Raw genomic sequence first — 12959 nt, 5'->3', positions numbered from 1 at the left:
CGATGCGCCAGGTCCGCAGAACGGCCAACCGGGTGCTGCTCGGCCTGGCCGGTGTGCTGCTGCTCGGCACCGGCGGCCTGGTGCTGCTCGGCGGGCTCGGCCTGCCCGCGAAGTGGCATCTGGGCCTGCCCGCCGGATGGCCCTGGCCCGGCCCCGACGGCGTACTGCTCTCCGCGCACCAGCGCACCCGCTGGACGGATCAGGGCTGGTGGTGGCCGGTCGTCATCGCCGCGCTGGCCGTCGTGGTCCTGCTGATGCTGTGGTGGCTGCTGGTCCAGCTGCGCCGGCACCGGCTGGAGGAGATCCTCGTCGACAGCGGCGACGGCGAGGGCGCCCAGCTGCGGGGCCGGGCCCTGGAGGGCGTACTCGCCGCCGAAACGGAGTCCCTGGAGGGCGTCGAACGGGCCGGTGTCCTGCTCACCGGCCGCCGTGGCGAGCCCCGGATCCGCGCCCTGCTGGCCCTCGCGCCGCACGCCGACCCGGGGACCGTCGTGCGGCGCCTGTCCGACGAGGCGGTGGCCCACGCCCGCCGCTCCGCCGGGCTCGACCGCCTGCCGGCGGAGGTCCGCCTGCAGGCCGTCAAACACCGTGCGGAGCGGGTCAGTTAGCTCCCTGCGCTGCTGGAGCGCGCGCCCGCTCAGAAACTGCGGCGCGCACCGCCGTCCACCGGCACCATCACGCCGGTGATGTACGACGCCGCCGGCGACAGCAGGAAGGCCGCGGCGCGACCGAACTCCTCGGGCTTGCCGTAGCGGCCCAGCGGGATCGCGGCGGAGTTGCGGGCGCGGCTGCCCTCGGGGTCGCCGGAGAGCGCGTCGAGCTGGGTCATCCGGTCGGTGGCGATCCGGCCGGGGATCACCCCGACGACACGGATGCCGCGCGGGCCCAGCTCGTTGGCGAGCGACTTGGCGAAGCCGGCGAGGCCGGGGCGCAGGCCGTTGGAGATGGTCAGGCCGCCGATCGGTTCGTGCACCGAGCTGGAGAGCACAAAGCCGATCACCCCGCCCTCGTCGAGTTCGGCGGCGGCCGTGCGGGCCAGCCGCACCGCGCCGAGGAAGACCGTCTCGAAGGCCGACTGCCACTGGTCGTCGGTGTTGTCGGCGGCGGTGCCCGGCGCCGGGCCGCCCACGCTGATCAGCATGCCGTCCAGGCGGCCGAAGCGCTCGCGGGCCGCCGCCACCAGGCGCGCCGGGGCGCCCGCGTCGGCGTTGTCGGCCGCCACCCCGAGGGCCCGCTCGCCCAGCTTCGCGGCCGCGGCCGCCGCGCTCTCCTCGGTGCGTCCGGTGATCACGACGTTGGCGCCGTCGGCGAGAAGCTCGCGGGCGGTGGCGAAGCCCAGGCCGCGGGTCGCTCCGGTGACGATGTACGTCCGGTCGGTGAGTCCAAGATCCATGGCCCTAGTGTGCCGGTGCCCCGTCCAGCAGGCCGAAGGCGGTCCCCACCAGGCCGATATGGCTGAAAGCCTGCGGGAAGTTGCCCAGTTGGCGGCGGGCCACCGGGTCGTACTCCTCGGCGAGCAGCCCCACGTCGTTGCGCAGCGTCAGCAGCCGCGCGAACAGCTCCTCGGCCGCCGCCCGCCGGCCGCTCAGCGCCAGCGCGTCGACGAGCCAGAACGAGCAGGCCAGGAACGCGCCCTCACCGCCCGGCAGCCCGTCGACCGACCCGCCCTCGGTGCTGTAGCGGCGCAGCAGGCCGTCCTGCGACAGCTCCCGGCGCACCGTGTCGATGGTGCCGGTCACCCTCGGGTCGTGCCCCGGCAGAAAGCCGACGCGGGGGATCAGCAGGGTCGCGGCGTCCAGCTCCGTGGAGCCGTAGTGCTGGGTGAAGGCGCCGCGCTCGGCGTCGTAGCCCCGCTCGCACACCTCCCGGTGGACCTCCTCGCGCATCGCCCGCCAGCGGCCGAGGTCCCCGCCCAGATGGGGAGCGCCCTCCATCGCCCGCACCGCCCGGTCGGCCGCCACCCAGGCCATGACCTTGGAGTGCACGAAGTGCCGGCGCGGCCCGCGGATCTCCCACAGCCCCTCGTCGGGGTCGCGCCAGGTGGACTCCAGATAGTCCACCAGCGCGCGCTGGATGCTCCAGGCGTGCGGCTCCGCCGGCAGCCCGGCGGCGCGCGCGATGTGGAAGGAGTCGATGACCTCGCCGTAGACGTCGAGTTGGCGCTGCTGCACGGCGGCGTTGCCGATGCGTACGGGCGCGGAGCCGGCGTATCCGGTCAGCCACGGCAGCTCGGACTCCGGCAACCGCCGCTCACCGGCCAGCCCGTACATGATCTGCAGATCGTCGGGGGCGCCGGCCACCGCCCGCAGCAGCCAGTCCCGCCAGGCGCCGGCTTCCTCCAGATACCCGGCCTGGAGCAGCGAGTCCAGAGTGAGGCTGGCGTCGCGCAGCCAGCAGTAGCGGTAGTCCCAGTTGCGGACGCCGCCCAGTTCCTCGGGCAGCGAGGTGGTGGGGGCCGCGACGATGCCGCCGGTGGGCGCGTAGGTCAGGGCCTTGAGAGTGATCAGCGAGCGGATCACCGCCGCGCGGTGCGGACCGTCGTAGCGGCAGCGCGCCGACCACGCGTGCCAGTCCTCCAGGGTGTCCCGGAGCGCCTCGAACGGCTCGATCTGGGTCGGCCGGGGCTCGTGCGAGGGGTGCCAGGTCAGCACGAACGCGGTGCGCTCGCCCTCGGCGACGGTGAAGTCCGAGCGGGTGCTGAAGTCCTTGCCGTAGGTCCTGCCCTGGGAGGGGGTGCGCAGCCAGACGGAGTCCGGCCCGGCGATCGCGACCCGGCAGCCCTCGGTGGCGCGCACCCAGGGCACCACCCGCCCGTAGTCGAACCGCAGCCGCAGCACCCCGCGCATCTCGACCCGGCCGCCGAGGCCCTCGACGATCCGTACGACATCGGGTGCGCGGTCCCGCTGCGGCATGAAGTCGGTGACCCGGACCCGGCCCTCGGGGGTGTGCCAGACGGTGTCGAGGATCAGCGAGTCACCGCGGTAGGAGCGCTCGGCGCGGGCCTCGCGGGACTTCGGCGACAGCCGCCAGTGGCCGTTGTCCTTGTCGCCGAGGAGGGCGGCGAAGCAGGCACCGGAGTCGAAGCGGGGCAGGCACAGCCAGTCGATCGAGCCGTCCCGGCCGACGAGTGCGGCGGTCTGCAGATCGCCGATGAGCGCGTAGTCCTCGATGCATGGGGGCACTGTGCGGCTCTTCCCGCCCGGCCGGTGCGCTACTCGGCGGTGACGGCTGTCCGGGCTAGGGCCTGTCCGACCCCGACCCATCGGACAGGCCCTAGGGGGGTGTCCCGTCGGGCAGGCCCTACGCCGTGGCGTCCGCGGACTCCCGGGTGGCGTCGGCCTCGCCGGCCGTCTTGGCCGCTGCCGCCGCGCGGTCGCGGCGCTCGCGGCGGACCAGGATCACCCAGCCGACCGGCACCGCCGCCGCGAACAGCCACCACTGGATCGCGTACGCCATGTGCGGGCCGATGGAGTCGTGGTCCGGCTCGGGCACCAGCTCCGGCTTGCCGCCGGGCTGCTCGGGAGCGGTCTGCTCGATATAGCCGCCGAGCGTCGGCCGGCCGATCCGCTTCGCCTGCTCCTTGCTGTTGATCAGCATGACCTGGCGGGCGGGCAGACCCTTGGTGTCCTTGATGCCGCTGGCCTCGGTGGTCTCGTCGGCCATCATCCGGCCGGTGACGGTGACCTTGCCCTTGGGGGCGGCGGGGACGTCCGGGAACTTGGTGAGGTCGTCGCCCGCGGAGATCCAGCCGCGGTTGACCAGGACGGCGTCGCCGTCGCCGAGGACCAGCGGGGTCAGGACGTAGTAGCCGATGCTCTGCTCGTCGGCGGCGGTGCGCTGGCGGACCACGACCTCGTGGGCGGTGTCGTAGCGGCCGGTGGCGGTGACCGTGCGCCACATCTCGCGCCGCGGCAGGTCCCGGCCGGGGGCGGTCAGGTCGGTGACCGGGACCGGCCTGGCCGCCAGGCTGGAGGCGATGAGCTGGTTCTGCGCCACCTTGTGCTCATGGCGGTGCAGCTGCCAGTAGCCCAGCTTGATCATGACGGGGATCAGCACGAGACCCACGAGGGTGAGGATCACCCACTGCCGGGACAACAGGAAGCGGTACACGGCCTCGACGGTACCTGGGGCGCCGCGGCCGCCGAGCCCGGGGTCCCCCGGCAGGGCCCGGGGGAGGGGCGGCCGGGCCGTTCAGACCCGGTCGACGATCCCCACCCTCCCGTCCGAGCGGGCGCAGTGGGCGCCGCAGTACCACTTGCCGTCGGCCTCGACGCCCTGGCCGATGATCTGGACCCGGCAGTGCTCACAGATCGGCGCCATGCGGTGGATGGCGCAGGAGAAGCAGTCGAAGACATGCACCGCGCCCTGCGCGTGCACCTCGAACGTCATCCCGTAGTCGTTTCCGCAGACCTCACAACGTGCCATGCGCCACAGGGTGCGGGCGGGCCCCGCCCGGGGCGCGGCGCCGGCGGGTGTGTTGGCCCGGCTTCACCCGGAAGCAGGCGGCGCCGCGGGGCCGGCCGGCTGCACGTCCTGGAGCAGCTGCATGAAGGCCGCCTCGTCGATCACGACCGTGCCGTACGCGGCGGCCTTGCTGGTCTTGGAGGTCTGGGCGTCCGGGTCGTTGGTCACCAGCAGGCTGGTCAGCCGGGACACGCTCGTCGCGATATGCAGCCCGGCCTCGATCGCCCGGTCCTCCAGCAGCTCGCGGTCCACCGAGGTGTCGCCCGAGAAGGCGACCCGCATCCCCTGGACGAGCCGGCCGCCGGCTTCATAGCGCCCCGGATTGGGATAGGGGCAGGCCGGGCGCTTGCGGGACGGCCGCCAGGACGTCGGGCGGTACGCGGAGGAGGCGGGGCGCTGCCGGGGCGCGGGGGCGTCCGACCACTCCGTCAGCGGCTGGCAGCTCAGCAGCGGCAGCCGCAGGTTCTCCCGCGCGGCCCGCCGCAGACTGGGGCGGAACGCCTCGGCCAGTACCCGGGCGTCGTCCAGCGCGTGGTGGGCGCGCTGCTGTACGACGCCGTAGTGCGCGGCGAGCGACTCCAGCTTGTGGTTGGGCAGCGGCAGCCGCAGCTCCTTGGAGAGCGCGATCGTGCACAGCCGCTGGCGCACCGGGGCGGTGGCCGCGGCGCGGGCGTACTCACGGGCGATCATCGACCAGTCGAACATGGCGTTGTGCGCGACCAGCACCCGGTCCTGAAGGCGCTCGGACAGCTGCGGCACGATCTCCGGGAAGAGCGGCGCGTCGGCGAGCACGGCGCTGGTCAGGCCGTGGATCCACACCGGCCCCGGATCGCGCTGCGGATTGACCAGGGTGTACCAGTGGTCCTGGACCTCGCCCTGCGCGTCGAGTTGGTACACGGCCGCGGAGATGATCCGGTCGTCGCGGGCCAGCCCCGTGGTCTCCACGTCGACCACCGCGTATCCCTGGGGATACCCGGACGGCCAGGGAGCCGGCGGCGTCTGCGGGCCCGGCTGCTGCCCGATCTTCGGCGCGATCGGGCCGGCTGCTGCCATGGGGTCTTCGAGCATGGTCACTGAGGATACGGGCCACCACTGACAGCCACCGAACCGCCGTCCGCCACGAGGGTCCGCGGCACGGTTGTTGACGGCCCGACCGGGCGGCCCCGGCCGGCACGCGGGGTGCCGTCCGCGCCTGCCCGCGGTCGGGCACGGCGGCCTTCCGGAGCGTCAGCACGCGGGGCCGGCGGGCCGCCGCGCGGACGTCCCGGGCTCCCCGGCCGCGAGCAGCGAGGCCACCACCGCCTCCAGCGCGGCCGCGAACAGCCGCTCCGTGTCGGCCGGCGCCGCCAGCGCGCGGGCCAGCGCCGGATCGTGCCCGGCGGTGGGGGAGTCCCACAGCTCGCCCTCGCTGGGGTGCTGCTCGGGTGACCGCTCCCGGGCGCGCTCGACCAGTACATGGCCGACGACCTGGAACTGGACGGCGCGCACCGCGTCGGCGGCGGCCCGCCCGCGCAGCCCCGCGGTGTGCATCTCGCGGACCAGCGCCTGCTGCGCGGGCAGGAACATCCGCTCCGTCAGGCCGCGTTCGTGCACCATCGCGATCAGCTGCGGCCGCTCGCGCAGCGCCGTGCGCAGGGCGCGGGCGACCGAGACGATGCGCGCGTGCGGGGTCCGCCCGATGGGGTGGATCTCGCCCATCTCCCGGACGGTGCGCTCGACGAGCGCGTCCAGCAACGACTCGCGGTTGCCGACGTGCCAGTAGATGGAGGTGACGGCCGTGCCCAGCTCCGTGGCGAGCCGGCGCATGGTCAGCGCGGCGGGGCCGTGCGCCCGGACCAGCCGGGCGGCCGTGGCCAGAACCTCTTCGCTGGTCAGCGCGGTACGTGTCATGCCCCCCACCTACCCCTTCAACTCCCGTTCCCGCAAGGCTCTTTACCCTTCGCCCCGGACGCTGTAACAGTGTTACAGGCGGGCATCGCAGCCGGCGCCCTCCACGGCGCCCGCCCGCCGACCTCCGTACGACCCCGCACGTCAACCCCCGCAAGTCACCGACGACGAAGGGCGGTACGACATGGCACGCATACGCTACGGAGCGCGCACCGAGGCGGAGATCGCCGCGGCGCGCACCGCCGCCGCCAAGCTCCCCGACATCTGGTCCACCGGCGTGGTCGCCGTCTGGGAGAGCGATCCCGACGCGGTCGCGGCCGTCCTGCCGCCGCCGCTGAAGCCCACCGGCCGCCCGCTGGTCCGGGCCGCCATCAGCACCGTCGACCTGCCCGGCTACCCCCTGGGCGCCGGCTCGGTCGCCGTCGCGGCCGCGCACCACGGCGTCGAGGGCTGGTATCCGCTGGTGATGCCGATGACCCACGAGCGGGCGCTGATCGGCGGCCGGGAGGTCTTCGGCGAGCCCAAGAAGCTGGGCGAGGTGACGGTGCAGCGCGACGGCCTCGTGGTGCGGGCCGCGCTCGCCCGGCACGGCATCGCGTTCGTCGAGGTGCGCGGCGCGGTCGACGGCGTCCTGCCGCTCCCGGAGCCGTCGCAGAAGACGGACTTCTACTTCAAGTTCCTTCCGGCGGTGGACGGTTCGGGCTTCGACGCGGACCCGGTCCTCGTGCACTGCCTGCGCGACGAGAAGGTCAGGAGGCTGGAGCGGATCACCGGGGACGTCGTCCTGCGGGAGTCGATGTACGACCCGGTCGCCGACCTCCCCGTGCGCACCCTGGTGGAGATCACCATCGGTGAGAAGACCACCGACCAGAAGGGCAGGGTCGTCGAGCGGGTCGGTGCCCGGGCCCTGCTCCCGTACATCCATCAGCGCTACGACGATCCGCAGCAGATCCTCGACGGCCCGCCCGAGGGGAGCGCCTGACATGGAGCTGCGACCGGGGCAGGTCGCCGTCGTCACCGGCGCGGCGAGCGGCGTCGGGCTCGCCATGGCCCGGCGGTTCGCGGCCGACGGCCTGAAGGTGGTGCTCGCCGACGTCGAGCGGGGCGCCCTGGAGAGCGCGGCGGACGGGCTGCGGGCGCAGGGGGCGACCGTGCACGCACGCGTGGTCGACGTCGGGGAGCGCGAGCAGGTGATGGCGCTCGCCGAGGACACCTACGCCACCTTCGGCGCCTGCCATGTGCTGTGCAACAACGCGGGCGTCGGCTCCGGCGCCGAGGGCCGCATGTGGCAGCACGAGCCCAACGACTGGAAGTGGGCGTTCGCGGTCAACGTGTGGGGCGTCTTCCACGGCGTCCAGGCGTTCGTCCCCCGCATGATCGCGGGCGGGGAGGTGGGCCATGTCGTCAACACCTCGTCGGCCGACGGCGGTATCGCCCCGCTGCCCACCGCCTCGGTGTACGCGGTCACCAAGGCCGCCGTCGTGACGATGACGGAGTCCCTGTACGCGCATCTGCGGGCCGAGCGGGCACGGGTCGGCGCCTCGGTGCTCTTCCCCGGGCCGCACATGCTGCGGACCGGCCTGTGGGAGTCGCACCGCAACCGCCCCGACCGGTACGCCAAGCAGCGGCCCCGCAAGACCCCCTACCGCAGCCTCGACCAGTGGGAGGCCGCGATGAAGGAGGCCGGGCGCGAGATCGAGTTCACCCCGGTCGAGCAGGTCGCGGACCTGGTCGCCGACGGCATCGCCGCGGACCGCTTCTGGCTGCTGCCCGAGAGCGAGCACAGCGACAGCCAGATCCGGGCCCGGTCGCGGTCGATGCTGGACCGGGCGAACCCGGCGTATCTGGAGAGCTTCATTCTCGACTGAGGACGAGGGACATGCGATGAGCAACCAGGACCCGTACCTGATCATCTCCTCCGACTGCCATGCCGGACTGCCCACCGAGGAGTACCGGCCCTATCTGGAGCGCCGCTTCCACCGCGCCTTCGACGAGTTCCTCGGCGAGCGGGACGCCCGCCGCGCGGAGGCGACCCGCCTGGGCATCCGCAACGACGCGTTCGCCGCCAAGTGGTTCCAGGACAACGAGGAGGGCCTGCGCGGTGGCTGGGACAGCGCACAGCGCCTCAAGGAGCTCGACGGCGACGGGGTGGCCGCCGAGGTCGTCTTCCCCGACGCGGACGCCGTGGACAGCCGGACGGCGGCGCCCTTCGGCGTCGGGCTCGGCCTCTCCGGCGACCAGGACCCCGAACTCGGCATGGCCGGCGCCCGGGCGCACAACCGCTGGCTCGCCGACTTCGTCTCCCGCAACCCCGAACGGCACTGCGGCGTCGCCCTGCTGCCCGTCACCGCCGACCCGGAGAAGGTCGTCGCGGAGGTGCACCGGGCCAAGGAGTCCGGGCTCGGCGCCCTGATGATCCCCTCCATGTGGGTCGACAACGAGCCGTACCACGCGCGGCGCTACGACCCCGTGTGGGCGGCGGCCGCCGCCTGCGGGATGCCGGTCCTGACCCACTCCGGAGCGGCGCCCCGCCACGAGTACGGGGACCACCTCGGCATCTATGTGAGCGAGGTGACCTGGTGGCCGGCCCGCCCGCTCTGGTTCCTGCTGTGGTCCGGTGTCTTCGAGCGCCATCCGGGCCTGAAGTTCGGTGTGGCGGAGTCCGGTTGCTGGTGGCTGCCGAACCTGCTGTGGTTCATGGACCGGCTCTACCTGGGCGCCCACGGCGGCAAGAAGCTGTCCCCGTTCGCCGAGCTGAAGCGCGCCCCGCACGAGTACCTGGACCGGCAGGTCTTCGTCTGCGCCACCAACACCAAGCGCCGCGAACTCGCCCAGCGCTACGAGATCGGCGTCGACAACATCCTGTGGGGCAGCGACTTCCCGCACCCGGAAGGGACCTGGCCCGGCACCCGCGCCTGGCTGCGCGACACCTTCCACGACATCCCGGTCGCCGAGACCCGGCGGATGCTGGGCCTGGCCGCCGCCGAGGTCTTCGGCTTCGACACCGACCGGCTGGCCCCGCTCGCGGCCCGCATCGGCCCGACCCCGGCCGACCTCGGCCAGGACGCCGACCAGAGCGCCGTCGAGACCTCCTGGGCCCGCTCCCGCGAGGCGGGCCGGCACTGGCTCACCGGACAGGACTTCCCGACCCTGGGGGTGACGCCGTGAGCAGCTCCGAGGACCGGTACACGGTGATCTCGGCGGACTGCCACGCGGGCGCCGACCTCCTGGACTACAAGCCGTACCTGGAGGCGAAGCACCACGACGCCTTCGACGCCTGGGCGGCCACCTACGTCAACCCGTACGAGGACCTGCTCGCCGACACCGCCGACCGCAACTGGAACTCCGCCCGGCGGCTGGCGGAACTGGAGGCCGACGGCATCGTCGCCGAGGTCGTCTTCCCCAACACCATCCCGCCGTTCTTCCCCAGCGCGTCGCTGATGGCACCGGCGCCCACCCGTGCGGAGTTCGAGCAGCGCTGGGCGGGCCTGCGCGCCCACAACCGCTGGCTCGCCGACTTCTGCGCCGAGGCCCCGGGGCGCCGGGCCGGCGTCGCCCAGATCCTGCTCAACGACGTCGACGAGGCCGTACGGGAGGTCCGCCGCACCAAGGAGGCCGGCCTCACCGGCGGCGTCCTGCTCCCCGGCACACCGCCCGGCTCGGGCCTGCCCGAACTCCACTCCGAGGTGTACGACCCCCTGTGGGCCGTCTGCGCCGAGCTGGAGGTCCCCGTCAACCACCACGGCGGCTCGGCCTCCCCGCCCCTCGGCGACGAGCCCGCCGCCCGCGCCGTCTTCATGGTCGAGACGACCTGGTTCTCGCACCGCGCCCTGTGGCACCTGATGTTCGGCGGCGCCTTCCACCGCCACCCGGGCCTGCGCCTGGTCCTCACCGAGCAGGGCTCCGGCTGGATCCCCGGCGTCCTGGGCATGCTGGACTACTACCACGGCCGGCTGGTGGCCGCCGCGTCCCGGGCCGCCACCGCCGAGTCCAAGTTCGGTGCCGGTCTGGCCGCGGGCATGGGCGCCTCGCCGGGCAGCGTCTGGCGCGAGCGCTGCTACGTGGGCGCCAGCTTCATGCGCCCCCACGAGGTCCCGCTCCGCCACCGCATCGGCCTCGACAAGATCATGTGGGGCAGCGACTACCCCCACGACGAGGGCACCCACCCGCACTCCCGCGAGGCCCTCCGCCTCGCCTACGCGGGCCTGCCGTCCGACGAGATCGCCCAGATGCTCGGCACCAACGCCGCCCGGGTCTACGGCTTCGACCTCACCCGCCTCGCCCCGATAGCCGCCCGCGTCGGCCCGACGCACGGCGAACTCGCGGTACCCCTGGACGAGATCCCGCCGGACGCCACCAGCCCGGCGTTCGCCCCGGGCGGCTCGGTACGGGTGTGGTGAGACCCGGGCCGGCCGCGAGGCGCCGCGGCGGGTTCAGGCGGACGCGGCCGTCGAGGGGCCGAGTACCCGGGCGGTCCGGGGGAGTTCCTCCACCGAGCCGTTCCCGTCCACCCGTACCCGGCGCAGGGTGGCCCCGGGCGCACGGGTGACGACCTCCGTGAGGCGGCCGCCGGTGAACAGCCCGGCGGCGCCGTCGTCGACCGCCCAGCCGCCGGGAAGCGCACCGTCGTCGACGGCCGTCAGATAGCCGGGGCGGCGCTCGGGCTCGCTGTCGTAGTGCGGGCACAGGCTGCCGGGCAGCAGCCCCAGCCCGTCGGCGAGCGGTGCCGGCGGGCCGAAGGAGTCCGAGAACGCGCTCTGGAACCAGCAGCACGCGCCCGCGCTGATGCCGCACAGCACCACCCCCGCCTGGTACGCCTCGCGCAGCACCGCGTCCAGGCCGTGCAGCCGCCAGACGGCGAGCATGTTGCGGTACGACGGCAAGCTACCGGCGGTACGCCGTGCCGGGCAGCTGACATCACGTCTCACATACTTCTGAGTAACAACCCCTAGCGGCACCCCCGTCACCGCCCTTATGGTGCGGTGCATGCCGCACCTGCCCGATGTCGTGTTGTGGTCCGTACCCGCCTTTGTCCTGCTCACCGTGGTCGAGATGGTGAGCTACCGGCTGCATCCCGACGAGGACGCGGCCGGCTACGAAGCCAAGGACGCGGCCACCAGCGTCGGCATGGGGCTGGGCAGCCTGGTCTTCGACGCGCTGTGGAAGATACCCATCGTGGCGATCTACGCCGCGGTCTACGAACTCACCCCGCTGCGGGTTCCGGTGCTGTGGTGGACGCTGCTGCTGATGCTGCTCGCCCAGGACTTCTTCTACTACTGGTCGCACCGCGGCCACCACGTCATCCGCATCCTGTGGGCCTGCCATGTGGTGCACCACTCCAGCGAGAAGTTCAACTTCACCACCGCCCTGCGGCAGCCCTGGACGACCTGGACCGTCTGGCCGTTCTACGTCCCGATGGTCGCCCTCGGCGTGCATCCGGCCGCGATCGCCTTCACCTCCGGCGCCAACCTGGTCTACCAGTTCTGGGTGCACACCGAACGGGTCGGCAAGCTGCCGCGGCCCTTCGAGTTCGTCCTCAACACCCCCTCCCACCACCGCGTCCACCATGCCTCGCAGGGCGGCTACCTGGACCGCAACTTCGGCGGGATCCTGATCATCTGGGACCGGATGTTCGGCTCGTTCGTCCCCGAGACCGAACGGCCCGTCTACGGCCTCACCAAGAACATCAAGACCTACAACCCGCTGCGGGTGGCCACCCACGAGTACGCCGCCATCGCCCGCGACGTACGGGCCGCGGACAGCTGGAGCGAGCGCGCCGGGCGGGTCTTCCGCGGACCGGGCTGGCAGCCGGCCGCGCGGCGGGCGGCCGCGCCGGCCGACCGCACGGCGCCCGCCTCGGTCGAGGAGCCCGTGACGTGACGCCGCGCTGGCCGGGCGGCCTGCGGCCGCTGTCCGTGGCGTTCGCCGTGCTGGCCGCCGTGCACCTCGGGGCGCTGATCGCGGGAGCCGGGACCATCGAGCAGCTCACCAAGCCCGCGCTGATGCCGGTGCTCGCCGGATACGTGCTGGCGCGCGGCGGCCCCGTGCTGCTGGCCGGTGCGCTGCTGTTCGGCTGCGGCGGCGACACCTTCCTCCAGATCGGCGGAGCCGCCGGGGGTGCTGTCTTCCTGGTGGGGATGGGCTCGTTCGCCGCCGGGCACCTGTGCTACCTGCTGCTGTTCGCCCGCCACGGAACGGGACCCGGCCCCGGGCGGCGGGGGCGCACCACCGCGCTCACCGCCGCCTACGCCGCCGCGCTGGCCGGGACCGTGGCCCTGCTGTGGCCCGGCCTCCCGGCCGAACTGCGGATCCCGGTCGCCGGGTACAGCCTGCTGCTGACCGCGATGGCCTTCGGGGCGCTGCGCGCCGGCCCCTGGGCCACGGCCGGCGGACTGCTCTTCCTGCTCTCCGACACCTTGATCGCGAGCGGTATCGCCCACTGGCCGCAGCTGCCCGCCCCGCAGTTCTGGATCATGGTCAGCTACGTCGCCGCCCAGTGCGCCCTGACCGCCGGCGTCCTGCGCTCCGCCGCCGATACGGAGCCGCGGCCCCGCTCCCGTCACACGGAAGAGGTCCCGGCGGCCGGCGTCGCGTAGGGCCCTTCCGGC

Annotated in this window: 14 protein-coding genes; 7 read left to right on the top strand and 7 right to left on the bottom strand. The window is 73.6% G+C overall.

Annotated features, from left to right (window positions below):
• Nucleotides 1–2: 2 nt before the first annotated feature.
• Entirely contained in the window at nucleotides 3–608 is a 606-nt protein-coding gene (amaP, locus tag ACZ4NB_RS11725; protein WP_467660836.1) for an alkaline shock response membrane anchor protein AmaP, read from the top strand.
• Nucleotides 609–637: 29 nt separating this feature from the next.
• On the opposite strand, the gene ACZ4NB_RS11720 is transcribed toward amaP, so the two are convergent.
• The 6 genes from ACZ4NB_RS11720 to ACZ4NB_RS11695 all read right to left on the bottom strand — a co-directional run bounded on the left by ACZ4NB_RS11720 (nucleotide 638) and on the right by ACZ4NB_RS11695 (nucleotide 6354).
• The gene (locus ACZ4NB_RS11720; protein ID WP_467660437.1) at nucleotides 638–1393 is read right to left on the bottom strand and encodes an SDR family oxidoreductase; all 756 of its coding nucleotides are present in this window, start codon (nucleotides 1391–1393) and stop codon (nucleotides 638–640) included.
• Between the two features lie 4 nt (nucleotides 1394–1397).
• On the bottom strand, nucleotides 1398–3182 hold the full coding sequence (locus ACZ4NB_RS11715) for a glycoside hydrolase family 15 protein (RefSeq protein WP_467660435.1): 1785 nt from the start codon (nucleotides 3180–3182) through the stop codon (nucleotides 1398–1400).
• A gap of 118 nt (nucleotides 3183–3300) precedes the next feature.
• Nucleotides 3301–4110 carry an SURF1 family cytochrome oxidase biogenesis protein gene (locus ACZ4NB_RS11710; RefSeq protein ID WP_467660433.1) on the bottom strand — a complete coding sequence of 270 codons (810 nt, stop codon included), beginning with the start codon at nucleotides 4108–4110 and terminating at the stop codon, nucleotides 3301–3303.
• Nucleotides 4111–4191: 81 nt separating this feature from the next.
• Nucleotides 4192–4425 (bottom strand): hypothetical protein, encoded by a 234-nt coding sequence (locus ACZ4NB_RS11705; protein ID WP_077192103.1) that lies wholly within the window; start codon nucleotides 4423–4425, stop codon nucleotides 4192–4194.
• 63 nt (nucleotides 4426–4488) lie between these two features.
• Entirely contained in the window at nucleotides 4489–5532 is a 1044-nt protein-coding gene (locus ACZ4NB_RS11700; protein WP_467660431.1) for a DEDDh family exonuclease, read from the bottom strand.
• 159 nt (nucleotides 5533–5691) lie between these two features.
• Nucleotides 5692–6354: a TetR/AcrR family transcriptional regulator gene (locus tag ACZ4NB_RS11695; RefSeq protein WP_467660429.1), complete on the bottom strand. Its 663-nt coding sequence runs from the start codon at nucleotides 6352–6354 to the stop codon at nucleotides 5692–5694.
• A 181-nt stretch (nucleotides 6355–6535) separates the two neighbouring features.
• On the opposite strand from ACZ4NB_RS11695, the gene ACZ4NB_RS11690 reads away from it, so the two are divergent.
• Genes ACZ4NB_RS11690 through ACZ4NB_RS11675 form a run of 4 tightly spaced genes read left to right on the top strand, consistent with a single transcriptional unit; the run spans nucleotide 6536 to nucleotide 10751 of the window.
• Nucleotides 6536–7333: an acetoacetate decarboxylase family protein gene (locus tag ACZ4NB_RS11690; protein WP_467660428.1), complete on the top strand. Its 798-nt coding sequence runs from the start codon at nucleotides 6536–6538 to the stop codon at nucleotides 7331–7333.
• Between the two features lies 1 nt (nucleotide 7334).
• Nucleotides 7335–8219 (top strand): SDR family NAD(P)-dependent oxidoreductase, encoded by an 885-nt coding sequence (locus tag ACZ4NB_RS11685; protein ID WP_467660426.1) that lies wholly within the window; start codon nucleotides 7335–7337, stop codon nucleotides 8217–8219.
• Nucleotides 8220–8235: 16 nt separating this feature from the next.
• Nucleotides 8236–9519 carry an amidohydrolase family protein gene (locus ACZ4NB_RS11680; protein ID WP_467660424.1) on the top strand — a complete coding sequence of 428 codons (1284 nt, stop codon included), beginning with the start codon at nucleotides 8236–8238 and terminating at the stop codon, nucleotides 9517–9519.
• On the top strand, nucleotides 9516–10751 hold the full coding sequence (locus ACZ4NB_RS11675; protein ID WP_467660422.1) for an amidohydrolase family protein: 1236 nt from the start codon (nucleotides 9516–9518) through the stop codon (nucleotides 10749–10751). Before ACZ4NB_RS11680 ends, ACZ4NB_RS11675 begins: the two co-directional genes overlap by 4 nt.
• Before the next feature lie 33 nt (nucleotides 10752–10784).
• On the opposite strand, the gene ACZ4NB_RS11670 is transcribed toward ACZ4NB_RS11675, so the two are convergent.
• Nucleotides 10785–11234, bottom strand: coding sequence for a Type 1 glutamine amidotransferase-like domain-containing protein (locus ACZ4NB_RS11670; RefSeq protein ID WP_467660420.1), 450 nt, complete (start codon nucleotides 11232–11234; stop codon nucleotides 10785–10787).
• A gap of 103 nt (nucleotides 11235–11337) precedes the next feature.
• Between ACZ4NB_RS11670 and ACZ4NB_RS11665 the strand changes: the two genes are divergently transcribed.
• Nucleotides 11338–12231, top strand: coding sequence for a sterol desaturase family protein (locus ACZ4NB_RS11665; protein ID WP_467660418.1), 894 nt, complete (start codon nucleotides 11338–11340; stop codon nucleotides 12229–12231).
• Nucleotides 12228–12947 carry a lysoplasmalogenase gene (locus ACZ4NB_RS11660; protein WP_467660416.1) on the top strand — a complete coding sequence of 240 codons (720 nt, stop codon included), beginning with the start codon at nucleotides 12228–12230 and terminating at the stop codon, nucleotides 12945–12947. Before ACZ4NB_RS11665 ends, ACZ4NB_RS11660 begins: the two co-directional genes overlap by 4 nt.
• The last annotated feature ends 12 nt before the right edge of the window (nucleotides 12948–12959 follow it).

This window comes from Streptomyces sp. NPDC026575 (assembly GCF_055567415.1).
Note: the sequence above shows the minus strand (reverse complement) of the source record. Positions and strands in the feature narration are given on the sequence as shown.